The organism is Nonlabens dokdonensis DSW-6, assembly GCF_000332115.1.
Classification (GTDB): Bacteria; Bacteroidota; Bacteroidia; order Flavobacteriales; family Flavobacteriaceae; genus Nonlabens; species Nonlabens dokdonensis.
The window spans coordinates 3,888,773-3,914,632 of the sequence record NC_020156.1; the positions used below are offsets into that span (position 1 = coordinate 3,888,773).

Genomic DNA, 25,860 nt, shown 5'->3' on the forward strand with positions numbered 1-25,860 from the left:
TTAATTGATCCGACCAATATATGATTATTGTATCAATTAACTAAATATTAAGACATCAACTTTACCTAGCAAATGAGATTTTAACAGTTCTCGCTTTCGCGAAAGCGTACATAAAAAAAGCCCTATCGCATAGATAAGGCTTGTAATTGAATGAAAATAAACAGTTTTAGAACTTCTCGATTACTTCTTGACTCACACCTGTATTAGAAAAACCTCCGTCGTGAAACAGATTTTGCATGGTTACTTTTTTAGTGTAGTCAGAAAAAAGTGTTACCGTATATTCTGCACAATCTTGAGCCGTTGCGTTTCCTAAAGGACTCATCTTCTCTGCATAGCTCAAGAAGCCATCAAATCCTTTAACACCACTACCTGCTGTTGTAGGCGTAGGAGATTGAGAGATCGTATTGACTCTTACTTTTTTATCTTTTCCAAAGAAATATCCAAAGCTACGAGCAATAGATTCTAGATATGCCTTGTTATCTGCCATGTCATTGTAATCTGGGAAGGTACGTTGAGCCGCCATATAAGTTAACGCAACGATACTACCCCATTCATTCATTGCATCATTTTTATGTAAAGTTTGCATTACCTTATGAAAAGATACTGCACTTACATCCCAACCCTTCTCTGTGTATTTGTAGTTTTGGTCTGTATAATGATTCCCTTTACGTACGTTAACGCTCATTCCTATAGAATGAAGAACAAAATCTAGTTTACCGCCTAAGATCTCTACAGATTTAGCTACTAAGTTTTCAAGATCTTCAATACTAGTTGCATCTGCAGGGATGATTTCACTACCTGTTTTCTTAGCTAGTTCATTTATTTGCCCCATGCGCATAGCGACTGGCGCGTTAGTAAGAACAAAGGTTGCTCCTTCATCATGAGCTAGTTGTGCTGTTTTCCAAGCAATAGAGTTTTCATCTAACGCTCCAAAAATAATTCCGCGTTTTCCTTTTAAAAGATTGTAAGCCATAGTTATTGATTAGATCGCAAATATATAAAACTAATTGAGTAGCGCACGGGCATTTTCTCTTGCAGCATTTGAAATTTCTCCACCACTCAACATTTGTGCAATTTCTTCTAGACGTGCTGCTGGATCGAGTCGCTCAATACTCGTGTATGTTTTACTATTGTCTGATGTTTTTTTAACGATAAGATGATCCTTTCCTGATGCTGCTATTTGAGGTAAGTGAGTAATGGCCATTACTTGCATTTCTCGACTCATTAACTTCATAATTTGAGCCATTTGAGTAGCAATAGCACCACTTACTCCTGTATCGATTTCATCAAATATAATGGTAGGCAGTTTTTTACATCTAGAAAGTATGGATTTGATAGCTAGCATTAATCTCGACAACTCTCCTCCAGAAGCTGCTTTATCTAAGGCTAATAGTTGAGATCCTTTATTTGCAGTAAATACAAACTTAATATCATCTACTCCAACAGGACCAAATGTATCCAGCGAGGTTATTTCTACTTTAAATTGAGCATCAGGCATTCCCAATTGATTTACTATAGTGACTACCTCTTGTTCTAAATTGCTTTTGTGAGCAATTCTCAAAGTTGTAAGCTCTTTACCTAGTTTCTGTAAATTTTTCTTTGCCTCTGCAATGATGGTTTCTTGTTTCTTGATTTTCTTATCTAGACCTTGCGACTCAAATACTTTATCAGCTAGTTCATCTCTTATTAAGATTAACTTCTCCACCTCATCAACTTGATGTTTTCTATACAAGTTCTCTAACAAGCTCAACAAGTCGTTGATTTGATTCAGTCTTTCTGGATCGGATTCTATTGCGTCCATCTCATGAACAACTTCTTGATGAATATCTTCTAGCTCAAGTAAAATTGACGAAATTCGATCTTTAAGACTCTCGTAAGTTTTTGAATAATTACTTATTGATTGAAATTTACTTTGAAGACTCCTAAGTTGATCTAGAATACCTTGATCATCGCTAGAAACCACACTATCAAATTCAGTAAAAACTTCTGTTATACCTTCCACATTGCTCAACTGCTCATTTTCCTCTTCAAGGTCATTTTGATTAACTTGGTCTAGGTTCGCTTCATCTAATTCTTGAAGTAGAAAGTTATTATAATCCAGTTCTTTAGAAAATTCAATTCCTTTTAGTTCAAGCACTTTCAATTCTTTTTGAGCCGTTTTAAAAACAAGCAACTCTTCCTGATATTTGTGAAGAAAATATGCAAACGAATTTTCTTTACCTTTAGTTGCTTCAAGAACAAATGAATTCAATACATCTGTTTGAAAAACATCTTTTGCTAGCTGTAAGGTCTGGTGTTGGGAATGTATATCTATTAATCTTGCACCGATGCGGTTCATGACCTGTAAATTAACCGGAGTATCATTAATAAAAGCCCTACTCTTACCAGAAGGAAGTATTTCTCTTCTTAAAAAACTTAGATGATCGTAATCTAAATCTGACTCTTCAAACAAGGGTTTCAAATCTAGTTTTGAGATATCAAATTGTGCATCTACAATACATTTACGAGATGTATCTCTTATAGCGCTTAAGTCTGCTCTATTTCCTAAGATTAAGCCTAATGCTCCTAAAAGAATGGATTTACCAGCACCAGTTTCACCTGTGATCATAGTTAAACCAGACTCTAGCTCTAATTCTAAAGAATCTATGAGGGCAAAGTTCTCTATTTGAATATGTTTAAGCAAGGTTTTAAAGCTGTTTAAAGTTAGTACTAATCAAGGATTTGAGAAGTGCGCATTGAAATATTATACCTTAATGTTACGCCATTTTGACGATTGATTAGGCGCAAGTTTTTGTAAGGTCGTTTTTAAGTCTCTTATATCTATTGAAGGGCCAGAAGAATAAATACTCATGATCTCGTCAGCTTTTGCATCAAAAAATGTACGTTGCAGCAAACTGTTAGGTCTACGATTGTTCAATTCTTCCAGTTGCTTGATATAATTCTTAAGTACAATTTTGCCCGCTTTAGGATCTTTGGCAAATGTGTCTAAGCCTTTCAAATGATAAGAATACATCACTTCTCGATACTCTTTATAAGTTTCAGAAAGCATATCGTCATTTAATCTAAATCTAGAAATCAACCCATCGCTAGGCTTCCATCCAGCTACTCCTTGAGTTCCTTGTGCAAGATTCACAATGTTTTGCGCTTCTTCATGAAACGTTTGCCCTCCACGCAGTTCAAAAGTATCTGCATCGATTCCTAATATCGTGTAAACATAATAAGAAAGGAGAGAGATGAGATTACTTTCAAATTGATTCTCATTATAAAAAAACGGTGCGTATTCTACATATTCAAATGCGATGTCATTATCCTTGTAATTGAAGATAGGTGATGTGTAAGATGAATTAAAAACAGGACGAGACGCCGATAATTGAAAATTTCCTTTAAATCGATCATTGTCAAAGCTAGTCACTACAAATACTAAGGATGCATTGATCTTCTCTTCATCACTATATTTTTGATCGGTCCATTTGGTATTATTTAGAAACTCCTGCATAGAGGTTTCTAGTGTTTTAAAAATACTTTGATCAGGTTGCGCCACGTTTTGAGCATTCACCTGAACGGTAAAGTTAAACTCCTGCGCTTGAACAGCAAAAACTGCAAACAAAGCAAGGAGTATGCTATAAAACTCTTTGGATAATTTCATGAACTATATCTTTTGCTACTTCTGACTTTGGTTTTGTCTCAAAATCAAAAACATTTTTTTCTCTATCAATAATACTTATTTTATTAGTATCTACTCCAAAACCTGCGCCTTTATCTCGCATAGAGTTTAAAACTAACAAATCTGTATTTTTCTTTTCCGCTTTCGCGAAAGCGTGCTCTAATTCATTCTCTGTTTCTAGGGCAAAACCTACAAGAAAAGGTTTATTCTTAAGATCTCCTACACTAGCCAAAATATCTGGGTTTTTCACCAACTCTATCTGTAACGTGTCAGACTTCTTTTTTATTTTCTGACCTGCAGGATTTACTGGCCTATAATCTGCAACCGCTGCGCTAAAGATAGCAAGATCTACTTGAGCTATTTTTTCATGTACCGCATCATACATTTGCTGTGCACTTTGCACATCTATTCTTTTAATAAGATGATGCTCTACCTTCACAGCACTTGGTCCCATGATCAAGATTACTCTAGCACCTTGTTGAGCAATTTCTAATGCTAGAGCAGCACCCATTTTACCGCTGCTGTGATTCCCTATAAATCTTACTGGGTCAATGGCCTCATAAGTAGGGCCAGCTGTGATCAAACAAGTTTTATCATGCAATAAATGCTTGCTTTGTAAATCCTTTTCTATAAAACTTATAATTTCTTCTGGCTCTGCCATACGGCCTTTACCTGATAAACCGCTAGCAAGTTCACCTTCTCCAGCAGGCACCATCAAGTTACCATAAGAGGCTAGTTTCTCAAAATTAGAAATGGTTGAAGGATGCTTGTACATATCGAGATCCATAGCTGGAGCAAAATAAACAGGACACTTTGCACTACAATAAGTAGCTAACAAAAGGTTATCTATATTACCGTTCACCATTTTACTCATGGTGTTTGCAGTAGCTGGAGCGATGATCATAAGATCTGCCCACAGGCCTAGTTCTACATGATTGTTCCAGGTATCGTTTTCATCTTCTTCATTTGTGAAGTGAGTAAGCACCGGATTCTTAGAAAGCGTTGATAAAGTAAGCGGTGTGACAAAATCTCGAGCAGATGGTGTCATTATTACTTTAACAGCAGCGCCCGCTTTAATAAGCAGGCGCACTATATAAGTAGATTTGTAAGCAGCTATACCGCCAGTTACACCTAGCAATACTTTTTTACCACTTAAAACTGATATCATGTGATTTGAATTACTCTTCAGTACTTCCTGTATCTCTATGATAAATCTTTCCTTGTAACCATTCTTCTATCGCAATAGCAGCTGGTTTAGGTAAACGCTCATAAAACTTAGAAACTTCTATCTGTTCTTTGTTTTCAAAGATTTCTTCAAGAGAATCGTTATAGGTAGCAAACTCTTCTAACTTTTCAATAAGTTCTTCTTTAACGTCTGTATTAATTTGCTCTGCACGTTTTGCAATTATAGAAATTGCTTCATACATGTTACCTGTAGGAGCCGTAAGTGCGTCTCTGTTATAAGTAATCGTAGTATTAGGAGCTGTTAGATTTTTAGTATCCATTATTGTTATTTACTTGTGTTTTGAGAATTGTATTCTTCTATTTTTTCCATTATCTCATCAGCGTCTTCTTTATACTCACTGTTAGGATAACGTTTTGCAAAGATATCATAATATTCTTTAGCCTTTGCAAGTCTTTCAGGAACTAACTCTGCAAAACTATTTATACCATATTGAAATTGTGAATCTAGCAAATAAAATTGAGCATCATCTTGATAATCAGATCCTGGGTGATCTAAAATAAAGTTTTCAAAAGCACTTATGGCACTTATGTATCCACCTCTAAAGTTTCCAAAATGATGGTACTGCTTTGCTATCTCGTAGGCTTTCTTATCGAGTTTATCCCGCAACTCTTCTACCATTACATTAGCTTCGTCGGTATAATCTCCGGATGGATAGACGTTGATGTATTCTTGTAATTTAGTTAAAGCGATATTCGTATCTGTCTGGTCCTTAGAATATACTGGCGACATTTGATAATGACTCTTTGCAGCCATAAACAATGCCAGTTGAGCATTAGGATTAGTAGGATGTGATGTTATAAAACGCTCGTATTGATAAGCACTATTGATATAACTCTCATCTTCATATAATGCTTTTGCATATTTAATTGCCATGTCAGCAGCACTATCAGTACCTCTGTAAACTGGAATAATTTGTTCAAAAAGAGCTAGCGATTTACCATATTTACCTTTTGCCATTAAGGTATCAATCATCGCAACTTTTTCTAGATTATCTTCCGACTTTAGAGCTTTTTGATAAGAGCCACAGCTGGCAAGAGTTGCAACGAGAATAATGACTACAATTAGGTTTTTCATAAACAATATTAATGAAATGCAAAGGTAACTTTTTCTATGTAAAAAGAAAGTCAGTTCACACTCCTTAACGCAAGGATTTTAATTCTCGTATTGATCAAGAAAAGTTTTCAAACGATCATTTAAATTTTGATCTACAGAAACTAATGGCAATCGTACTTTAGAATCACATAGATCTAGATGATGCAAGAGAGCTTTTATTCCTGCAGGATTTCCTTGCTCAAAAATCATATCAATACTGGGAGCAATTTTATAATGAAGTTCATACGATTCTGCCACGTCACCATTAAGCCCATATCTTATCATATCTGAAAAATCCTGAGCCATTGCCTGTCCTATGACAGAGATTACTCCTGCCCCACCTGCAAGCGTCATAGCATTTGCAATCATATCATCACCAGAGATGACTAGAAAATCCTTAGGTGTGTACTGTATCAAATTCATAGCTTGTACTAGGTCACCAGCAGCCTCCTTAATTCCTATGATATTGTCAAATTCTGCAAGACGCACTACTGTTTCTAGCGACATATTTGAAGCCGTTCTACCAGGCACATTATACAATAATATAGGTAACGGACTCGCTTCAGAAACCGCTTTAAAATGCTGGTAAATTCCTTCTTGCGTAGGTTTATTATAAGATGGCGATACAGATAATACGGCAACAAAATTATCTTTATCTATATGCTTCAATTCTTCAACAACTATTTGGGTATTATTTCCTCCTACTCCTAACACAAGTGGCAGTTTACCATCGTTTACAGAAACAACTGTATCAATAACAATCTGCTTTTCTTCCTTTGTAAGTGTCACAGATTCTCCCGTAGTTCCCAAAACAACTAAATAATCAATCCCATTATTTATTTGATGTTGCACTACTTTTTTAAGAGCGTCACGATCTACTGTTCCGTTTGCTGTAAAAGGAGTTACCAGCGCTACTCCAGTTCCTATTAATTCTTGCATTTTATTGAGTTAGAATGTTTAAATATTTTGCAATTTCAGATATAAAAAGAGCATGACTAGTTAAAGGAACGTTAACTGCTAGATCATAAGTACTGTCATTTTGATGGCCATACCCTACTTTGAAATTACTCTTCAATTTCATTGCGAGGTACCTCATCAATTCACTATCGGTTTCATAATAATTAATTTGCAAATCATAACTTTTAGAGAGCGCGTTCTCGACACCAGCATTTGCAATACCACCACTCCATTTCAGCAGTTTCTTATCAAATAACACAACATTTTCTTTATTAGCTTTTTGAACGTCCTTGCAACTGCCTATTAAAGTTAAATTATCGACAGGTATGCGTAATTCTTTACACCAATTATGGAATATAGTCAGATCAGTAACTTTTTCAGAATCAAATAAAATAACTAAAGATTGAGGCCATTGCGGCATCTTTGATCTAGAGCTGTTCTCTAAAACTTCAAATTCTTTACGCAGCCATCTCTGCTTTAAAACGTCAAAAATCATGTACTTTTACTACTTATTCTTTTGACAAAAATAGCACAATAGCAATAAGGCTTTATGAAAAATAATAGGTTTAAAAAAAGTAACGGTTTTTATAAGAGTTCCGCTTTCGCGAAAGCGGTATTCCTACTAACCATTCTACTCATTTCATGTACTGATAAAAAGTACCAGCTGGAAAAAGTATCTGGCCAATCTACGGCGATAGATTCCAGCCTCAACTCAGTAAAAGAGATCGAAGAATTTATTGAACCCTATAAAAAGTCTGTTGATGCAGAAATGAATAAGCAGCTGAGCTATAATCCTGTGTCGATGCATAAGAATGACTACAAACTCAATACTCCTATAAGCAACATGATGGCAGAAATCGTGCGAGAAAAAGGAAATCCTATTTTTCAAAAAAGATCAGGAGAAAGTATTGATGTGGTACTCCTAAACCATGGCGGCATAAGAGCTCCTCTGGATAAAGGAAGTGTTACCATGCGCAGTGCCTACGAGATCATGCCTTTTGAAAATAGCATAGTCGTAGCACAATTGAATGGCTCGCAAATGGATTCTTTAATTAATTACCTCGTTAAAAGAAAAAGAGCACATCCCATAAGTGGACTTCAAATTCAATTAGATAAAAATGGTGATCTAGTTGAAGTTTTAATCAACGGAGAAACGCTAGACTCACAAAAACTTTACTACGTAGCAACTAATGATTACTTATACAACGGTGGTGATAATATGAGCTTTTTTAAAGACACTCCTCTCACTACTTTAGACTATAAAATTAGGAACGCAATGATTGATTATTTTGAAGAAACAGACACGTTGAGATTTACCAGAGACAACCGTTTCACAATGGCTCAGTAGCAGTCCAAAAAACACTTTATTATGGAAAGAAGAAAGTTTATAAGAAATACGAGTGCTGGAATGATCGCTGGAACTGCTTTATGGTCCAATTATGCTCTAGCTAACAATATATTTACAGGTCCTGAACTAGAGCCTGGAACTAAGAAAATTACCATTTTACATACTAACGATACACATTCTCATATTGAGCCTATTTCTGGCGGTCGTAATGATGGTCGCGGTGGTGTTGCACGACGCGCAGCGCTCATCAGTAAAGTGAGAGAAGAAAATCCTCATACAATTTTATTGGACTGTGGTGACATTTTTCAAGGCACGCCATACTTCAATTTTTATGGTGGTGAACTCGAGATAAAACTCATGTCTATGATGGGTTATGATGCTGCTACGATAGGAAATCATGATTTTGATAATGGAATTGAAGGTCTTTACAAACAATTACCGCATGCCGATTTTGACTTCGTGATCTCTAACTATGATTTCTCAAATACCATCATGGATGGACACACTAAACCCTATAAAGTGATGGTAAAGGACGGCGTGCGCATCGGTCTTTTTGGGGTTGGGATACAACTATACGGATTAGTAGATCCTAAAATGTATAAAGAAACCGTTTACAATGATCCGATAGAGGTCGCTAAAGACCAAATTAAATCGTTACGAGAAACAGAGAAATGCGATATTGTAATTTGTATCTCACATTTAGGATATGCTTACGAGCACGATAAAGTTTCTGATTTGAAACTAGCCGAAGCAACTTCTGGCATTGATTTAATCATAGGCGGACACACACATACTTTTCTGGACGCTCCAGAGATCGTAAAAAACGCCGCTGGTAAAGACGTTATGGTGAATCAAGTAGGTTGTTATGGAATTAACCTTGGCCGTATCGATTTCTATTTGAAAGAAGGGAAGATTGATAAAGGTGTTGATGTGGTTTATGAAATTTAAGAAATAAAACAGTGATGAGTAATTTCGGAAAAACAATCAAAATATTTCTCATTGACGGAGAACCTAATGGTCGTATGACTTGCGAGTTATCCAACTGGACAGGTAAAGCTTTAAAAATTCCAAGAAAAAAAATAAAAGAATCATCTGATAGATCTGAACTTTTAAATACCGGTATATACATTCTAATTGGAAAATCACCTAAATCAGAAACAAAAAACCTTGCTTACATAGGAGAGGCTGAAGAGATTTACACTAGATTAAATCAGCAATTATCCAAAAAAGAATTTTGGAATGAAGCTATAGTTTTTGTTAGTAAAGATGAAAACCTCAACAAGGCTCATATTAAATACTTAGAGAGTCGGTTGCACGAAATAGCAGTAAAAACAAATAGATACGAAATAGACAATGGAATTAATCCTACAAGGTCTACGATTTCTGAATCTGATGTAGCTGAGATGGAAGAATTTTTAGAAAACATAAAACTTCTAGTGAATGCATTGGGTTATAAAATTTTTGAAGAATTACCACAAAATTTGAAAACAGATGTAAAAGATTCAGTGGACGACACCTTTTATTTAACTGGTTTAAGAATGGCAAATGCACAAGGTAGACTTACTAATGACGGATTTGTAGTCCTCAAAAACTCGGTAATTAGCCCTTCTACAACAGAAGGTTGTTCAGATCACTGGATTCGTTTGAGAGAAAGACTAATCAAAGATTCAATAATTATAAAAACTCAAAATCACTTCATTTTTAATGAAAGTTATCTTTTTTCTAGTCCATCAGCCGCTGCTGCAATAGTGATAGGTAGAAATGCAAATGGACTGAAAGAATGGAAATTGAAAAATGGTAAGACTATTAAAGAGCTTGAATCCTTTTAAACTAACAAACGTAAATCCTAAACAATATGACCAAATCAATAATTACCAAAGGATTTATACTTTCAGGAATCGTAAATACATTAGGGATTCTTTTTTTTACAAAGGTCTTTACAAATGACGTAATTCCAGAAACAGATCCAGTGGTGATGTCTTATTTTGGATTATTAATGATAATGGTTTGGGGTGTTGCTTTTATTGCTGTAGCTAAAGTTTTTGAGAAAGTAAAATGGCTAATAGCTGTTTTTGCACTTGAAAAATTATGTTATGTCATTGCTTACGGATATTGGTTTACCAACAATAGCTTACAAGAAGTATACAACAGAGATTTTATAGCAGGTGTTTTCTACTCTATATATGGTTTAAATGATTTCTTTTTCATGCTGTTCTTTGGATATGTGTTCTTCAAAATAAAAAAGTAATTACTTTAACACTTCAAAGGAAAACCGTCAATTTCACACCTAAAACAATAATTAAAACCCTTGTTTAAAATATATACCCCTTAAAAAATAGGGTTGTTGATAAAATAAATGATGTTTTTAAACGTCATACCCTATATTTGAAAATCTAATAAATTTTTAAAAATGGGCAAAAAGGTCAATTTTATAGTTTTAGCCGCTTTGGTTCTTATCAGTTTAATTTTCAGCCATCCTTATACAGAAAATGGTGATATGAGTGCCATAGACAGCGGTGATACTGCATGGATGTTGATAGCATCGGCATTTGTATTATTAATGACGCCAGGACTTGCCTTTTTCTATGGTGGTATGGTGAATAAAAAATCCATGATTTCCACGATGCTGCAAAGCTTTGTAGCTTTAGGAGTAGTTAGTATAATATGGGTAATTGTAGGTTTCTCAATTGCCTTTGGAGAAAGCTATTATGGAATCATAGGAAATCCGATGACTTATTTTAATTTTAAAGATGTAGGTCTTGCTCCTAACCCAGATTTTGCAGGAACTGTACCTTTTTTAGTATTTGCATTATTCCAGCTCAAGTTTGCCATTATCACACCTGCCTTAATCACAGGTAGCTTTGCAGAACGTGTCCGTTTTAGAAGCTACATCTTATTCATGGTATTGTTTACTATATTCATATACACGCCTTTAGCACACATGACTTGGCATCCAGACGGATTGTTGCGCAATCTAGGAGTACTAGACTTTGCCGGCGGAACTGTAGTTCACATGAGTGCAGGATTTGCAGCACTTGCAGGAGCAGTTTATTTAGGAAAACGCAAAAAAATCACACACGACCCAGCAAATGTGCCTTACATCATTTTAGGAACTGGATTACTTTGGTTTGGATGGTTCGGTTTTAACGCTGGTAGTGCGCTAGCCGCAAATGCCGATGCCGCCATAGCCTTTGCCAATACAAATATCGCTAGTGCTACAGCCATGATTACCTGGATGTTTTATGAACGTTTCTCTAACCGTAAAATGAGTGCTGTAGGCGCATGTATCGGTGCTATTGTCGGATTGGTTGCCATTACTCCTGCTGCAGGTTTTGTTACTATTTCACAAAGTATATTTATAGGATTTGCAACTGCCATAACCAGTAATATCGCTATTTCATTATTTTCTAAAACCGGTATTGACGACACACTAGACGTTTTCCCTAGTCATGGAGTTGGTGGGATTGTAGGTATGATACTCACCGCTGTTTTTGCAGATGAAGTAGGACTAGTTTATGGTGAGACAGAAACCTTTATGTGGCATATCATAGCACTTATAGGCGTTTCTGTGTTTACCTTCGGTGGTAGTTTGTTATTCTACAAACTGGTTGATATTTTGATACCTATAAGAGTAAGAGACGATCAAGAAGAGCGCGGACTAGATGCTAGCCAGCATGGGGAGACTATTGAATAACAAAACTATTGCTTACTATTTCTTTTAATTCCATTTTCGGGAAATACAGCATCATAAGAAAAGGCATCTTCAGGAATTTCTTGAAAACAGCTATATATGTGAGCATTGTCCGAATTCAAAAGTTTATTATTTGCATCTAACTTAAGGTAAAGGATATAAATTTCTTCTCCGCCGCCGCACATACCTCTACCATTACCACCAGGTTTTGATGGCACGCTTATCTCCATAAGAAGATGATTTTCATCAGAAACTTCTTCATGACCTATAATGTCAACAGCATAAGCATAAGAGAAGTAATCGTCTAAAGCCCCTAAATCTAAAATGATGCTACCTTTATTGGTAAGATATACTTGCTGAGTTCCTAGTTCCCAAAACTTATCTTGTGGATTGCTAAGAAAATTTACTTCTAGTCCACCTGTAGAATCAGTTTTTCTCCATTTCAAACCATTGAAAATTCCATTTTCTGCACTCGTTTCAAATACTTCATCATAAGAAGTTACTTGGCACGCATAATCGTCAGTTACTTCAGTTTCAAAATCGCCGTCGTACTTTGCAAAAATCTTAAAACCTTCTTCTTCGGGATAACTGGAATAATAAAACAGAATAGGTATCGTCTCTTGACTATTGCCATATTTATACCAGCCTGTAAACTCTTGTTGATACTCGCAATAACCTATTTTCTCAATATACATTGTAATAGGATATTTACCGATATATCCATGTAATAACATCGTATTATTAGGGATGATTTTTGAAGAATAGGTTTGCGCTTTCGCGAAAGCGAAACTTAAAAACATCAATACGAACACAACCTTTTTCATCATTTAAATCATTGCAAGAAACTCTTGCTCGCTAATCATCGTTATACCCAATTTCTCTGCTTTTTCAAGTTTAGACGGTCCCATTTTATCACCACGGATCAAATAGTCAGTCTTACTAGAAATAGAACTAGAGTTCTTACCACCGTTATTCTCTACCAGCTTCTTTAAATCATTTCTAGACATTTCGAAAACGCCTGAAATCACAAAACTTTTACCAGATAACTTGTCAGTCTGGCCTTCTAATTGCTCTTCACTCAATGCAAATTGTAGACCAGCATTTTTTAAGCGTTCTACTATCGCCATTTGATCCTCATTCTGGATGAATTCCACTAGAGATTGAGCAATACTTTCTCCTATTTCTGGAACAGCGGTTAATTCTTCCATCTTCTTATCTGCGGCACTCGAAACATCAGCAAATAAATCGATAGAAGTCTTTTCTGGTTCTGCTGGCATATTAAATAACGAGTCAATATTTTTATAATGTTTAGCTAGTTTTTTAGCTATTGTTTCGCCTACATATCTAATCCCTAGCCCGAACAGCACACGCTCAAAAGGCACTTGCTTACTAGCCTCTATTCCATTAATCATATTCTCGGCACTTTTTTGGGCCATGCGTTCTAGCGGTAAAACCTGCTCCACCGTTAGGTCGTATAAATCTGCATAGTTGTTGATGAAACCTGCGTCGACTAACTGACCTACAGTCTCTGCTCCTATCCCATCAATATCCATCGCTTTGCGAGAAATAAAATGCTCAATCCTACCTTTCACTTGTGGAGGACAGGCCATGTCGTTAGGACAGTAATGCTTTGCATCTCCTTCGTTACGAACTAACTCTGTATTACATTCTGGGCAGCGCGTGGCATACACCGTAGGAGTGGAATTTTCTGGTCGTTTAGTTAAATCTACAGCCACTATTTTAGGAATGATCTCACCACCTTTTTCTACATATACCTCATCGCCTACTCTTATATCTAGTTTTTCTATCTGATCTGCATTGTGAAGGCTTGCACGTCTTACAGTAGTTCCAGATATTTCTACAGCTTCTAGATTAGCCACTGGTGTGATAGAGCCAGTACGACCTACTTGATAGGTAATTTCCTCTAGTCTCGTCGATACTTGCTCTGCTGCAAACTTATAAGCCATCGCCCATTTAGGCGCTTTGGCAGTAAAACCTAACTCATCTTGTTGATCAAGCGAATTCACTTTTATTACAACACCATCGGTTTCATATGGTAGCTCTTTGCGAGCTACATCCCAGTGATTGATAAATTCAAACACTTCTTCTATGGAGTTGACTAATTTACTTTCTAGAGGTGCTTTGAAACCCCATTTTCTCGCAAGCGTTAAAGAATCAAACTGACTTTTTACTGGTAAATTTTCACCAGCAAGTTGGTACAACAAACAGTCCAATGGTCTTTTTGCCACCTCAGCACTATCCTGCAACTTTAAACTACCACTAGCCGTATTACGCGGATTGCGATATAAATCCAGTCCTTGTTCGGCTCGTTCTTCATTCATTTTATGAAATCCATCCCAAGGCAGCACAATCTCACCACGTATTTCAAATTTGTCAGGCACATCATAGGCTTTTAATTGCAATGGCACTGATTTAATGGTGCGCACATTGGCCGTTACTTCATCACCTTGATTTCCATCACCACGAGTTACTGCTTGAACAAACTTTCCGTCTTCATAATGTAAACTAATACTGGCACCATCATATTTGAGCTCACAAGTATACTGAATTTCGCCATCTACTATTTTTTTGATACGCGTTTCCCAATCGCGCAAATCCTCGATGGAATAAGAATTATCCAGCGAGTACATACGGTTGATATGCTTAACGGTATTGAAATTTTTAGTAACCTCACCACCTACACGTACAGATGGACTGGTCGAGTCATAGAACTCTGGATGAGCAGCTTCTAGCGTTTTTAATTGCTCCAGTTTCTTATCAAACTCAAAGTCTGAAATAGTAGGATTATCGTTAACGTAGTAATTATAATTGTGCTCACGCAACTCATCACGCAAGGATTGTATTTGTTCTTTTGGACTCATAGAAAATGTGCTATCTTCTGCTCAAATTTTAAGAATCTAAAATACAATAATGAGCGCTAGATTTCTAATTCTTTGTAGTTTGATATTAACACTGTTTTCATGTGCTGAGCCTCAGGTAAAATTATTAAGTCCGTCCATTATTCCTGCCCCTCAATCCTTACAAGTAAATGCTGGACACTTCACTATTAATGAAGAAACTACGTTGAGTAATAACGACGATTTTACAGCTTCCTATAACTTCCTTAACAACTTTCTAGAACACGCAACAGATCGCACATGGAAAACAGAATACAGCGAGACTAACTCAATAATTCTGGAATACGATGACAGTATTTCATCAAAAGAAGGATATTCGATTGAAAGTAACGAGCATAATATAACTATAAAAGCCAGTACCGATGCAGGTGCGTTCTACGCAGTACAATCTCTCCTACAATTAATGCCTGCAGATCACAATAACACAACCGAAATTCATATTCCAGCAGTCACGATAAAAGATGAACCACGTTTTAAATATCGTGGTATGCACCTCGATGTGTCGCGACATATGTACGATGTTGATTTTATCAAAAAATACATCAACGCGATGGCCATGCTCAAGATGAACAACTTTCACTGGCACCTTACTGACGACCAAGGCTGGCGCATCGAGATCAAGAAATATCCGCGATTACAAGAAGTAGCAGCTTATCGTGACAGCACTTTATTGGGTCATTATAACGACACACCACATCAATATGACGGTAAAAAGTACGGTGGTTTTTATACACAAGAAGAAGTTCGTGAGGTGATCGCTTTCGCGAAAGCGAGACACATCAACGTCATTCCAGAAATAGAAATGCCTGGTCATGCACAAGCCGCTATAGCTGCCTATCCAGAATTGGGTTGTACTGGAGAAAATGTCCAAGTCGCTATGAAATGGGGCGTTTTTGAAGACATCTACTGCCCTAGCGAAGAAACTTTTACATTCCTAGAAAACGTACTGGACGAAGTGATGGAATTATTTCCATCCAAATACATTCACATAGGTGGCGATGAAGCACCGAAAACCCAATGGAAAACAAGCGATGTCGCTCAACAAGTGATTAAAGAAAATGGATTAAAAGACGAGCATGAATTGCAATCCTATTTTATCCAGCGCATGGAAAAATATTTGAACTCAAAAGGTCGACAAATCATAGGATGGGACGAGATTTTAGAAGGTGGACTCGCACCTAATGCTACAGTAATGAGCTGGCGTGGCACCAATGGAGCTGTCGAAGCTGCAAAAGCTAGGCATGACGTGATCATGACGCCTACATCGCACGCCTATTTTGATTACTATCAAAGTGAAAATGATGATGAACCACTCGCGATAGGAGGTTTTTTACCACTTGAAAAAGTCTATAACTTTAATCCTATTCCTAAAGAATTGAGCGATGAAGAAGCTATTCATGTTTTAGGAGTTCAAGGAAATGTATGGACAGAATATATGACGACCAGTGAGCAAGTAGAATACATGGCTTTTCCACGCATGCTGGCGATGAGCGAAGTCGCATGGAGTGTAGACGAAAATAAGAACTATGACAGTTTTATAAATCGAGTGGAATATTTTCATAAGCGATTAGATGCGATGGATATCAACTATGCCAACCATTTATATGAAATTGAAGGAACCTTAAATGAAGATCAAGCATATGAGTTAAGCACCAAAACTATCGGAAAACAAATAAGATTTACAACTGATGGATCTGAACCTGACTCATCTTCTACGGTTTATGAATCTCCTTTTCCCTTCACGGCAGACATGACTTTAAAAGCTCAAGTTTTTGATGATGATGAACCACTCGGTCGTTTATTTACTCAAGAACTCCTTTACCATAAAGGTGTAGGCGCAACGATTAGTATCAATAAAGAGCCACATAATTCTTATCCTGGAAGTGGCGCTAGTGGATTGATCAACGGAATTAAAGGAAGTGATTCTAGATATGGAGACAGTGAATGGTTGGGATTTTGGGGAGATGATATTGAGATAGAAATTACTTTTAAAGAACCTGTTTTAATATCAGAAATCGAGCTAAGGTTTTACAACGCTCCTGGACAGTGGATTTATGCGCCTGAAGAATTTTCGTTTTATTCTAGATTTGAAAGCGGAGTTCTAGTTGCAGATAAAATTTTATTTAAAAATGAGTTTCAAAGTTCGCTAGTGGATTTTAAGTATGAATTTGGAAAATATAACAAAGGCTATAAATCAAGAAATGTAAAATTCATAATCCCAAACTACGGCATCATTCCGGATGGAAATCAAGGTGCAGGAAATAAAGCGTGGACATTCATAGACGAAATCATCATTAAATAATATGTTACTAGAAATCTGCGCTTCAAATTACCAAAGTGCTTTAAACGCTCAAAAAGCTGGTGCACATCGCATAGAGTTATGCAGTGAGCTTGCCGTTGGCGGTATTACACCTAGTTATGGATTGCTCAAAAAGGTAATGGAAGAACTCACCATTCCCGTAATGGTATTGATACGTCCACGCTCTGGGAACTTTGTCTTCAGCAATGCCGATTTTGATATCATGAAACGTGATATAGAGCTATGTAAAGAATTAGGTTGTGCTGGAATTGTTTCTGGTGTATTGACTGCAGATTTCAAAATAGACATCAGACGTACGAGTGAATTGATAGAACTCGCAAGACCATTACCTTTTACCTTTCATAGAGCCTTTGACCATATTAATAATCCAGAACAAGCCGTTGTGGATTTAGTGAATTTAGGCGCAAAACGTATCCTTACTTCTGGACAGTATTCTAAAGCGATTGATGGACTAGAAAATTTGAAGCGTTATCAAGAAATTGGAAGTGATGAATTGATCATCATGCCTGGTGGTGGGATTAATGCTGGTAATAATTCCGCTTTCGCGAAAGCGAATTTCAAAGAAGTTCACGCCAGTGCCACAGAAATTATCGAGCAAACTAAAGAAGAAAAAGTTCCTATGAACTCACCCAAGTTTCTTCAAGAGAACATAGAAGTGATCTCTGGCAAAGAAAACATTACTACCATTCTTAAAAATCTTCAACATGAGGATTAGTTTATTTATAGTTTTAGCAATTCTCATTAGTTCTTGTCAAGAAGAACGCCCTAACGTAGAGCGTCAGTATTTAGAAAGTAATTGGTCCCTACACAAATCAGCAGACTATAGTTTGATATCTGATTCGGTTCAAATTCCATCTACAGTTCATAAAGAGTTGTTGCCTTTTATCAAACATCCTTTTCAAGGAAATAATGAGGACAGTTTGCAGTGGATTACAGAGGAAAACTGGATCTACGAAACGGTTTTCACGGTTGATAAAGAAATACTTGCCAAAGAACACATTTCTTTAAATTTTGAAGGAATAGACACTTATGCCAGTATAAAATTGAATGGTCATGAAATTCTTGAAACAGACAATGCTTTTCTCAGCTGGCAAGTAGATGTAAAAGCATTTCTTGAAGAAGAAAATGAGCTTTACGTTACCATCAAATCACCGCTTGAAATCGAGAATCAAAAAGCAGCTACAAATCCATATACATTACCAGAAGGCAACCGAGTTTATACGCGTAAAGCACAATATCAATACGGTTGGGATTGGGGACCGAAACTTAACACTATGGGAATTTGGAAACCTGTTTATTTGGAGGCTTATGACGATTTTAAAATCGAAGACGTTTACATCAAACAGAATTTTGTAAAAGATTCTACGGCAAATCTTACCGCACAAATCAAGCTCTCTGATAAGCGCACAGAATTACTACACTATAAAATTAAAGTCAACGATAGCCTTTATTGGGAACAAGATTACCAGCCCAAGGCTCAAGAAGATGAGTTTGAAATCCATTTTGAAATTCCACAAATGCAACTGTGGTGGCCGCATAACATCGGTGAACCTTATTTATACGATATAGAAGTTTTAGTTTCTAAAGAAGGAAAGCTTATCGATTCTCAAAAGTTAAAAACTGGAATACGTACCATAAAGCTTGTGAACGAGCCTGACGAGCACGGTGAAAGCTTTTATTTTAAAGTCAACGATGTGACCGTTTACATGAAAGGTGCTAATTATATTCCGCAAAATTCTATGCAGGACTTGGTTACTGATGATCATTATGAAAAATTGCTGAGTGATGTCAAGGAAGCTAATATGAACATGCTACGCGTTTGGGGCGGCGGAATTTATGAGAACGATATTTTCTATGAAAAATGTGATGAGAAAGGAATATTAGTTTGGCAAGACTTTATGTTTGCTTGTGCGATGTATCCTGGAGATGCACGCTTTCGCGAAAGCGTAACCAACGAAATAAAACAGCAAATTACTAGATTGAGAAATCATAGTAGTATTGCGCTATGGTGTGGAAATAATGAAACCAGTGAGGCATGGCACAATTGGGGCTGGCAAGAAGGAAGATCTCAAGCCGAACGCGATAGTATCTGGGAAGATTATCGAGCCATATTTCAAATTGCGATGCCTAAATACGTGAGCGAACTCACCAAAGAACCGTACTGGGAAAGCTCGCCGGAATACGGTCGTGGGAATCCTCGATATGAATTTGAAGGCGATGCACATGACTGGCATGTATGGCATGATGCTTATCCATTTGAGCATTTTGAAAAGCACGTACCTCGATTTATGAGCGAGTTTGGTTTTCAATCGCATCCATCTTATGAGGCGATACGGTATATTAATGAGGATGGAACCATTAACATCCAGTCAGATGATTACGCCTCGCATCAAAAACACGCTCGTGGAAATGAACTGATACGAGAATATATGGAACGTGATTTCCCGGTTCCTACCAACGATGAAGATTATGTTTACGTGAGTCAACTTTTACAAGCTCACGGAATCTCAAAAGGAATCCAAGCGCATCGAAGAGCGAGACCTTACAACATGGGAACGTTGTACTGGCAATTGAACGATTGCTGGCCAGCGGTGAGTTGGTCGAGTATTGATCATTTTGGCAACTGGAAAGCCTTACATTATCAAGTGAAACGTGATTTTGAGAATGTATTGATTAGTAATGTGGTAGAAAATGATGTTTTGAAGACTTACATAGTAAACGATAACCACGAAACCGTTGTGGCAGATTTTAAAATTGAAATTATTGATTTTAAAGGAAATGTAATTTATCGAGATATGCTTGATAGTAGTGTAGCTTACATAAAACCTAATTATAGCGAGGTAATACATTCTTTCAAATTAAAAGATCTCGTTTTTAATCGGTCAGATGTTTATATTAAAACGACTTATGGAACTCATGAAAAGATTTCATTTTTTGAAAAACCAAAGGAATTGAACTTACCTAAAGCGGAAGTAGTAATGAAAAGCCCAAAAACTAAAAACGGTTACAAAATCACATTGAAATCTGATGTTTTTACTAAAGATGTATTTTTATATAGTAATGTGAAAGGTCATTTTTCAGATAACTTTTTCAACTTAGAACCTAACGTTGAAAAGACACTTTATTTTGAAACTAATAGTGAAGAAGGAGCCGTATTACATATGAAATCATTAAACGAAATGAATTGTAAATATGGACCTATCGAAGATACGGAGTACTGCTATTAAATGAATAGCAAATTGTCAGTTCGAGCCTGTCGAAGACGATTTAAAAAGCACTGCGATTGTTTAAACAGATTCCGCATCGAGTGCGGAATTCAGAGTGTTAAATTCAACTTCTAACACACTTCATCATTCTATTATTACCATTCAAATCTTGAAAAACTTCAGAATCAAAACCCAGTCCTCGAGCTATTTTTTTCATCTCTTCTGGTAAGTACTGATTGATTTCAAGATATAAAATCCCTTCAGTTTTCAAAGCTTTTTGAGCCAGCTTTAAAATCTTAGAGTAGAAGATCAGTGGATCATGATCTTCTACAAATAAGGCAAGGTGTGGCTCATGCTCTAACACATTAGAATGAATTTCTTCTTTCTCCATATTCCTCACATACGGTGGATTGCTCACGATGACATCATATTCCTCAGGCAATTCATCTAAAGCCAAGACATCTTGCAGAATCGTTTTTACTGGAGTTTTTATATGATTTGCATTTAATTGAGCAATAACGAGTGCTTCTTCAGAAACATCCATCAATGTGATTATACAATCAGGCTTTGCTGCTTTAAGTGATAATCCTATACATCCAGTTCCTGTTCCTATGTCTATAATATTCAAATAAGTTTCTGCTTTATGATCTTTGATGATCATATCAACCAGTTCTTCTGTTTCCTGACGCGGAATCAAAGTGTGTTCGTTTACAGAAAACTCATGACCATAAAAATGAGCTTTTCCTGTGATGTATTGAACAGGTTTTGAAGTACGCAGTTCTCTTAAAGACGTTTGTAATATTTCTTCTTGAAGATGACTCAGTTCTTCTCGATCCTTGATCATAAAATCAGAGCGTGACCAGTTCAATAAGTCTTCACAAACGATTTGTAAAATGCTATGAATCTCATTTTCTGGATAAAGAGATTTAAGTTGTTCTTGATAAAGTGATTTTACTTGATTTAATGTCATTTGGTAAAGGTAAAAGCATTTTTCAACCTTTCCGACCAAATTTCCGTAAACTCCAATTTGCCCACCTTTCCTTAGCCAAGGAAAGGAGCTTTTGAAGAGAGATTCAATTAAAAATGAAGATACTTAAAGTCAGATTCCGCATCGAGTGCGGAAATTCAGAATTTTAAAATCATCTGAACTGGACACGAAAAGTGACCAGTATCGCCTAATGGACCATCGAGTAATTTAAAACCGACGTGTTTATATAAACCTTGGGCATCGTACATATTATCCATGGTTTCTAAGTAAACACTTTCAAATTGTAATTCCTTGGCTCGTTCTAGGCAAATCATCATTAATTTCTTACCGTAACCTTTACCGCGTACTTCAGGTTTAAAATACATCTTTTGAAGTTCGCTCACATTACCGTTGTAATTATCTAGTGGTGCTATCCCAGCGCCACCTACCACTACTCCATCAATTTCTACTACATAATAAGTTCTGCGAGGTTTTTGGTATTGTTCATACATCGCTTGTGTTGCCGCATCGCTGTAAGCGGTTCCTATTTTGGGTGCGCCATGTTCTAAAATAGAGACTTGGATAATCTCTTTGATAGCTTGGTTATCTTCAGGAAGAATTTTGCGAATTTTCATAGAGCGAATTTAAATATAAAATCACTCAAATTATGAAAACGTTCTCAACTCTGCTCGAACTGACATCTTGATTTGTTTTTGATTTTATTTTTGATTTTGATTTTAATTAGGTCTTACCTTTGCCGCAATGACTATTCACGAGAAATACATGCAGCGCTGCTTGCAACTGGCACAAAATGGATTGGGAACTACCTATCCTAATCCGCTGGTGGGAAGTGTGATTGTTTCTGAAAATGATGAAATTCTTGGTGAAGGATGGCACAAAAAATCTGGAGAACCGCATGCTGAAGTCAACGCGGTGCTGGATGCAGTAAAGAATGGTTATGGTGAAGACGCTTTCGCGAAAGCGGTATTATATGTCAACCTAGAACCTTGCTCACATACTGGAAAAACGCCGCCTTGTGCATCTATGATCATACAAAAAGGCTTTAAAAAAGTGGCTGTAGGAACACTAGATCCACACGATAAAGTAGCCGGAAAAGGTGTTGCATTATTGAAAGAAGCTGGGATTGATGTCGTAGTAGGTATTTTAGAAAATAAATGTAACGAGCTCAATAAACGATTCTTTACATTTCACCGAAAACAACGTCCTTACGTCATCTTAAAATGGGCCGAAACATCTGATGGTTTTATCGCACCAGCAACTAAGAACGAACAAAAACCAGTATGGATCACAAATGCAAATTCTAGGCAATTATCCCACCAACTGAGAGCTCAGGAAAATGCGATTTTAGTAGGTGCTAAAACGGTTATCGATGACAATCCATCGCTTACTTGTCGAGACTGGAATGGAGAGAACCCTTTGCGAGTTGTTCTAGATTCTAGAAATAGCATCACATCTAACTATCAAGTTATGGATGATGCTGCGCCCACTTTAAAGCTTCAACTAAGTTCTAATGACACGCTAGAGATTCTCAATAGTCTTTATCAAAACAACATTCAATCTGTTATTATAGAAGGTGGAACTACTACCATTCAATCATTTATTGATGCTGGTTTATGGGATGAGGCTTATCAGTTTATGGGAACTGAAGTTTTGTTTCACAAAGGCTTAAAAGGTCCTCTTTTAAAAGGTAATTATCATATTCACAAACGTGAAATGATTCAAAATGATGTTTTAAAGATATACCGTAACATATGATTTGGTTAATTTTAAGTATTGCCACATCGAGTTTGCTTTATGTGATTTTTAAATATTTTCAAGTGTTTAAGGTCAACACGCTTCATGCAATAATTGTAAATTATGTAGTAGCATGTTTTACTGGTCTAGTTGCCTATGGAAGCGTTCCTACAGTGGAGAGTATTGAAACTGCAGCATGGTTACCTTATGCGCTTATTTTGGGAGCATTATTCATCTTTATGTTTAATATGATGGCTCTAACGAGTCAAAGGAATGGCCTTTCTGTAGCAGCAGTGGCGAGCAAAATGTCATTAGTCATACCAGTGATTGCAGGAATATGGATGTACAACGAGAGTTTGAGCACCCTAAAAGTTATAGGTATCTTACTTGCCTTAGTCTCGGTTTACCTTACTTCTGTTAAAAATAAAAATAATCTTAGAATCAATAAAAAACTATTGATTTTACCGCTTATTTTATTTTTAGGAAGTGGGATTATAGACACAACAATCAAGTATGCCGAAAACACGCATGTACCAGATGGAGAAGAACCTATTTTTAGCGCTATGTGTTTTGCCATGGCGTTTCTAGTTGGAATTGTTCTTTTAATAAGAGAGGCGACTCAAAAAAGGTTTCTCAATTTAAGATCGGTTCTAGCTGGTTTAATTCTAGGAGTACCCAATTACTTTTCAATTTATTTTTTGATCAAAACATTGAAAGCAGGACTTGAAAGCAGCGTGGTATACCCTATTAATCACGTAGGAACGGTACTCTTAACATCGTTGTTGGGCATTTTACTTTTTAAAGAAAAACTAATTCCCAAAAACTATATTGGTATTTTAGTTGCCATTATTGCTATTGTTATGATCGCTTTCGCGAAAGCGTAATTATTATGAAAGACTCCTACAAAACAATCATAAAACCTACTGAAGAAATACTTTATAAAGACCGAGGAAGTAAATTTTATGGTCATGCATATCCTTTAAATGATGATCAAGAGGTAAATGACTTAATAGCACCGTTACGCAATAAACATCCTAAAGCAGGTCATCATTGCTATGCATGGAAACTAGGTGCTGATGATAACAATTACAGAGCAAACGACGATGGCGAGCCTAGTCATAGTGCCGGCGACCCAATTCTTGGACAAATTAATTCTTATGCGTTGAGTGATATTCTTGTGGTGGTTTCAAGAATATTTGGTGGTACAAAGCTTGGTGTAGGCGGCCTTATTAGTGCCTATCGAGAAACGGCAAAACTTACTATAGAAAACGCTACAATCAAGTGGAGAACCATTACTGCTCCTGTGCAAATCAATTTTGAATATCCACAAATGAGCCAGGTGATGCGGTACATAGACGAAAATAATTTCAAAATAGAACATCAAAAGTTAACCACAAGTTGTGAAATTACTATTGCGGTTCCAACCTCAAAGCAAGAAGAGGTTAGTGAACAGATCAATACCATGTATCCCATTACTGCAGTAATACCAGACTAAGGTACGAGCCATTGACCTTTCCAGTCGTCATCACTTTTAAAAATAGCTCGTAAATGATTAGGACGTTTTAGTCTTAAGTATTCCACTGCATGCGGTACAAATCTTAATGCCTTAAAATGATTCTCTTTTCTAGGGACATACTCTACATGATCAGGATTAGCAATGGCACTGCCAGGTGCTAGTGAGGTTGTGTAGTCTTTAATAGCTTTCTCAGATACTTTTTGAAACAATCTTTTGATTTCATTAGGATCATCAATCTGGACCAGCGTTCCATCTAGCCTCAACTGCATTAACTTTTTAGGATGGTAAGCAAGAATACAAGCGCTATTATTTGAATTGAGGTGTTCTACTTTTTCAGACCTTGCATCTGTAAAAAAAATACATTCTAAAGATTCTGACACTTCTCTTAACACAACGGTACGTGATCGAGGTGAATAATGTTCATCAACGGTTGATAAGGTGAGGTATTTAAATGGATGTCTTTTTTTATGAAGCGCACCTCTCAATTCATGTTTTAGTTCGCTATATAATTCGTTTAACATAAGTGTAAAAGATAGGTTATTGAGATCTCGCTTTCGCGAAAGCGGAATAATTAAAAAGTCCTTTTAAAACAATTTTTTACAAGCTTCTAAAAAGTCTGGTATGGGTTTTATAGGTCTAAATTTTTGAGCGTCAGTGAAAACCAAAGTTAGTTCGCATAAAGAACAAATTTCATCATTTTGATTTACTATTTCGTAGTCAAATATTACTCGAGTAGTAGGTAGTTTTTTGAGGCTTATTCTGACAGAAATTTCGTCACCAAATTTGATCGGTTTTTTATACTTTATATCGATTTGATGAACCGGTAACAAGACGTCGTTTTGTTCCATTTTGGCGTAAGAAAAGCCTAATTGATTTAACCATTCTAATCTTGCTTGTTCTAAGTATATCAAGTAATTAGCATGATGAATAATACCCATTTGATCCGTTTCAGAATATCTCGGGACTATTTTTACTACAGTTGTACTACTATTTTTTATCATTTGTTTCTAGTTTATCAAATACCTTAACTCTATGGTGCTTTTTTTTAAGAAATCAAAACCTAAATAAATTTTTTTTAAGGTTTTTTATACACATCTTTGTGTTCGATTTCAAAGACAGGATTCCCTTGTAATTTTTTGTTCTAAATCGACCCTAATCTAACTTAGAAAATAAACCCTTT

At 36.3% G+C, this 25,860-nt stretch carries 25 protein-coding genes; 11 read left to right on the plus strand and 14 right to left on the minus strand.

The features are described 5' to 3' along the window. Nucleotides 1-166: 166 nt before the first annotated feature. The 8 genes from DDD_RS17030 to DDD_RS17065 all read right to left on the minus strand — a co-directional run bounded on the left by DDD_RS17030 (nucleotide 167) and on the right by DDD_RS17065 (nucleotide 7,455). Entirely contained in the window at nucleotides 167-973 is an 807-nt protein-coding gene (locus DDD_RS17030; protein ID WP_015364212.1) for an enoyl-ACP reductase FabI, read from the minus strand. Between the two features lie 30 nt (nucleotides 974-1,003). Further along, on the minus strand, nucleotides 1,004-2,683 hold the full coding sequence (recN, locus tag DDD_RS17035) for a DNA repair protein RecN (RefSeq protein WP_015364213.1): 1,680 nt from the start codon (nucleotides 2,681-2,683) through the stop codon (nucleotides 1,004-1,006). A 60-nt stretch (nucleotides 2,684-2,743) separates the two neighbouring features. Then, complete coding sequence (porD, locus tag DDD_RS17040; protein ID WP_015364214.1) at nucleotides 2,744-3,646, minus strand: type IX secretion system protein PorD; 903 nt, start codon at nucleotides 3,644-3,646, stop codon at nucleotides 2,744-2,746. Next, entirely contained in the window at nucleotides 3,621-4,829 is a 1,209-nt protein-coding gene (coaBC, locus tag DDD_RS17045; RefSeq protein ID WP_041567524.1) for a bifunctional phosphopantothenoylcysteine decarboxylase/phosphopantothenate--cysteine ligase CoaBC, read from the minus strand. The genes porD and coaBC overlap by 26 nt, the downstream gene beginning before the upstream one ends. Before the next feature lie 13 nt (nucleotides 4,830-4,842). After that, nucleotides 4,843-5,169 carry a DNA-directed RNA polymerase subunit omega gene (locus DDD_RS17050; protein WP_015364216.1) on the minus strand — a complete coding sequence of 109 codons (327 nt, stop codon included), beginning with the start codon at nucleotides 5,167-5,169 and terminating at the stop codon, nucleotides 4,843-4,845. Between the two features lie 5 nt (nucleotides 5,170-5,174). After that, nucleotides 5,175-5,984, minus strand: a complete 810-nt coding sequence (locus tag DDD_RS17055; RefSeq protein WP_015364217.1) for an outer membrane protein assembly factor BamD — start codon at nucleotides 5,982-5,984, stop codon at nucleotides 5,175-5,177. A gap of 78 nt (nucleotides 5,985-6,062) precedes the next feature. Then, nucleotides 6,063-6,941 carry a 4-hydroxy-tetrahydrodipicolinate synthase gene (gene dapA, locus DDD_RS17060; RefSeq protein ID WP_015364218.1) on the minus strand — a complete coding sequence of 293 codons (879 nt, stop codon included), beginning with the start codon at nucleotides 6,939-6,941 and terminating at the stop codon, nucleotides 6,063-6,065. A gap of 1 nt (nucleotide 6,942) precedes the next feature. Then, nucleotides 6,943-7,455, minus strand: a complete 513-nt coding sequence (locus DDD_RS17065; RefSeq protein ID WP_015364219.1) for a DUF6913 domain-containing protein — start codon at nucleotides 7,453-7,455, stop codon at nucleotides 6,943-6,945. A 54-nt stretch (nucleotides 7,456-7,509) separates the two neighbouring features. Here DDD_RS17065 and DDD_RS17070 point away from each other — a divergent pair, with 54 nt between their 5' ends. From DDD_RS17070 to DDD_RS17090, 5 genes are all read left to right on the plus strand, one after another. Then, nucleotides 7,510-8,307 (plus strand): 5'-nucleotidase C-terminal domain-containing protein, encoded by a 798-nt coding sequence (locus tag DDD_RS17070; protein WP_083892411.1) that lies wholly within the window; start codon nucleotides 7,510-7,512, stop codon nucleotides 8,305-8,307. Between the two features lie 21 nt (nucleotides 8,308-8,328). After that, a complete protein-coding gene (locus tag DDD_RS17075; protein ID WP_015364222.1) occupies nucleotides 8,329-9,255 on the plus strand; it encodes a bifunctional metallophosphatase/5'-nucleotidase in 927 nt (308 codons plus the stop codon). A 14-nt stretch (nucleotides 9,256-9,269) separates the two neighbouring features. Further along, the gene (locus DDD_RS17080; RefSeq protein WP_015364223.1) at nucleotides 9,270-10,136 is read left to right on the plus strand and encodes a GIY-YIG nuclease family protein; all 867 of its coding nucleotides are present in this window, start codon (nucleotides 9,270-9,272) and stop codon (nucleotides 10,134-10,136) included. 26 nt (nucleotides 10,137-10,162) lie between these two features. Then, a complete protein-coding gene (locus DDD_RS17085; protein WP_015364224.1) occupies nucleotides 10,163-10,555 on the plus strand; it encodes a hypothetical protein in 393 nt (130 codons plus the stop codon). Nucleotides 10,556-10,717: 162 nt separating this feature from the next. After that, nucleotides 10,718-12,001 carry an ammonium transporter gene (locus DDD_RS17090; protein ID WP_015364225.1) on the plus strand — a complete coding sequence of 428 codons (1,284 nt, stop codon included), beginning with the start codon at nucleotides 10,718-10,720 and terminating at the stop codon, nucleotides 11,999-12,001. Nucleotides 12,002-12,006: 5 nt separating this feature from the next. Here DDD_RS17090 and DDD_RS17095 read toward each other — a convergent pair whose 3' ends face one another. Together DDD_RS17095 and ligA are read right to left on the minus strand one after the other, a co-directional pair. Then, the gene (locus DDD_RS17095) at nucleotides 12,007-12,825 is read right to left on the minus strand and encodes a hypothetical protein (RefSeq protein ID WP_015364226.1); all 819 of its coding nucleotides are present in this window, start codon (nucleotides 12,823-12,825) and stop codon (nucleotides 12,007-12,009) included. Then, entirely contained in the window at nucleotides 12,826-14,880 is a 2,055-nt protein-coding gene (gene ligA / locus DDD_RS17100) for an NAD-dependent DNA ligase LigA (protein WP_015364227.1), read from the minus strand. It abuts the gene before it with no gap. Nucleotides 14,881-14,929: 49 nt separating this feature from the next. On the opposite strand from ligA, the gene DDD_RS17105 reads away from it, so the two are divergent. The 3 genes from DDD_RS17105 to DDD_RS17115 are packed head-to-tail and all read left to right on the plus strand — an operon-like array spanning nucleotide 14,930 to nucleotide 20,463. Next, complete coding sequence (locus DDD_RS17105; protein ID WP_015364228.1) at nucleotides 14,930-17,218, plus strand: beta-N-acetylhexosaminidase; 2,289 nt, start codon at nucleotides 14,930-14,932, stop codon at nucleotides 17,216-17,218. 1 nt (nucleotide 17,219) lies between these two features. Further along, on the plus strand, nucleotides 17,220-17,951 hold the full coding sequence (locus DDD_RS17110; RefSeq protein WP_015364229.1) for a copper homeostasis protein CutC: 732 nt from the start codon (nucleotides 17,220-17,222) through the stop codon (nucleotides 17,949-17,951). Further along, nucleotides 17,941-20,463: a beta-mannosidase gene (locus tag DDD_RS17115; protein WP_015364230.1), complete on the plus strand. Its 2,523-nt coding sequence runs from the start codon at nucleotides 17,941-17,943 to the stop codon at nucleotides 20,461-20,463. Before DDD_RS17110 ends, DDD_RS17115 begins: the two co-directional genes overlap by 11 nt. A 103-nt stretch (nucleotides 20,464-20,566) precedes the next feature. Here DDD_RS17115 and prmC read toward each other — a convergent pair whose 3' ends face one another. Together prmC and DDD_RS17125 are read right to left on the minus strand one after the other, a co-directional pair. Continuing rightward, entirely contained in the window at nucleotides 20,567-21,412 is an 846-nt protein-coding gene (gene prmC, locus DDD_RS17120) for a peptide chain release factor N(5)-glutamine methyltransferase (protein WP_015364231.1), read from the minus strand. Between the two features lie 155 nt (nucleotides 21,413-21,567). Further along, on the minus strand, nucleotides 21,568-22,044 hold the full coding sequence (locus DDD_RS17125; RefSeq protein ID WP_015364232.1) for a GNAT family N-acetyltransferase: 477 nt from the start codon (nucleotides 22,042-22,044) through the stop codon (nucleotides 21,568-21,570). 127 nt (nucleotides 22,045-22,171) lie between these two features. Between DDD_RS17125 and ribD the strand changes: the two genes are divergently transcribed. The 3 genes from ribD to DDD_RS17140 are packed head-to-tail and all read left to right on the plus strand — an operon-like array spanning nucleotide 22,172 to nucleotide 24,659. Beyond that, a complete protein-coding gene (ribD, locus tag DDD_RS17130; RefSeq protein ID WP_015364233.1) occupies nucleotides 22,172-23,185 on the plus strand; it encodes a bifunctional diaminohydroxyphosphoribosylaminopyrimidine deaminase/5-amino-6-(5-phosphoribosylamino)uracil reductase RibD in 1,014 nt (337 codons plus the stop codon). Then, nucleotides 23,182-24,048, plus strand: a complete 867-nt coding sequence (locus DDD_RS17135; protein WP_015364234.1) for an EamA family transporter — start codon at nucleotides 23,182-23,184, stop codon at nucleotides 24,046-24,048. The genes ribD and DDD_RS17135 overlap by 4 nt, the downstream gene beginning before the upstream one ends. Nucleotides 24,049-24,053: 5 nt before the next feature. Continuing rightward, nucleotides 24,054-24,659 (plus strand): IMPACT family protein, encoded by a 606-nt coding sequence (locus DDD_RS17140; RefSeq protein WP_015364235.1) that lies wholly within the window; start codon nucleotides 24,054-24,056, stop codon nucleotides 24,657-24,659. On the opposite strand, the gene DDD_RS17145 is transcribed toward DDD_RS17140, so the two are convergent. Together DDD_RS17145 and DDD_RS17150 are read right to left on the minus strand one after the other, a co-directional pair. Further along, a complete protein-coding gene (locus tag DDD_RS17145) occupies nucleotides 24,656-25,201 on the minus strand; it encodes a pyridoxamine 5'-phosphate oxidase family protein (protein ID WP_041567252.1) in 546 nt (181 codons plus the stop codon). The two genes, DDD_RS17140 and DDD_RS17145, sit on opposite strands and share 4 nt — an antisense overlap. Nucleotides 25,202-25,264: 63 nt before the next feature. Further along, nucleotides 25,265-25,681, minus strand: a complete 417-nt coding sequence (locus DDD_RS17150) for an acyl-CoA thioesterase (protein WP_041567253.1) — start codon at nucleotides 25,679-25,681, stop codon at nucleotides 25,265-25,267. Between the last annotated feature and the right edge of the window lie 179 nt (nucleotides 25,682-25,860).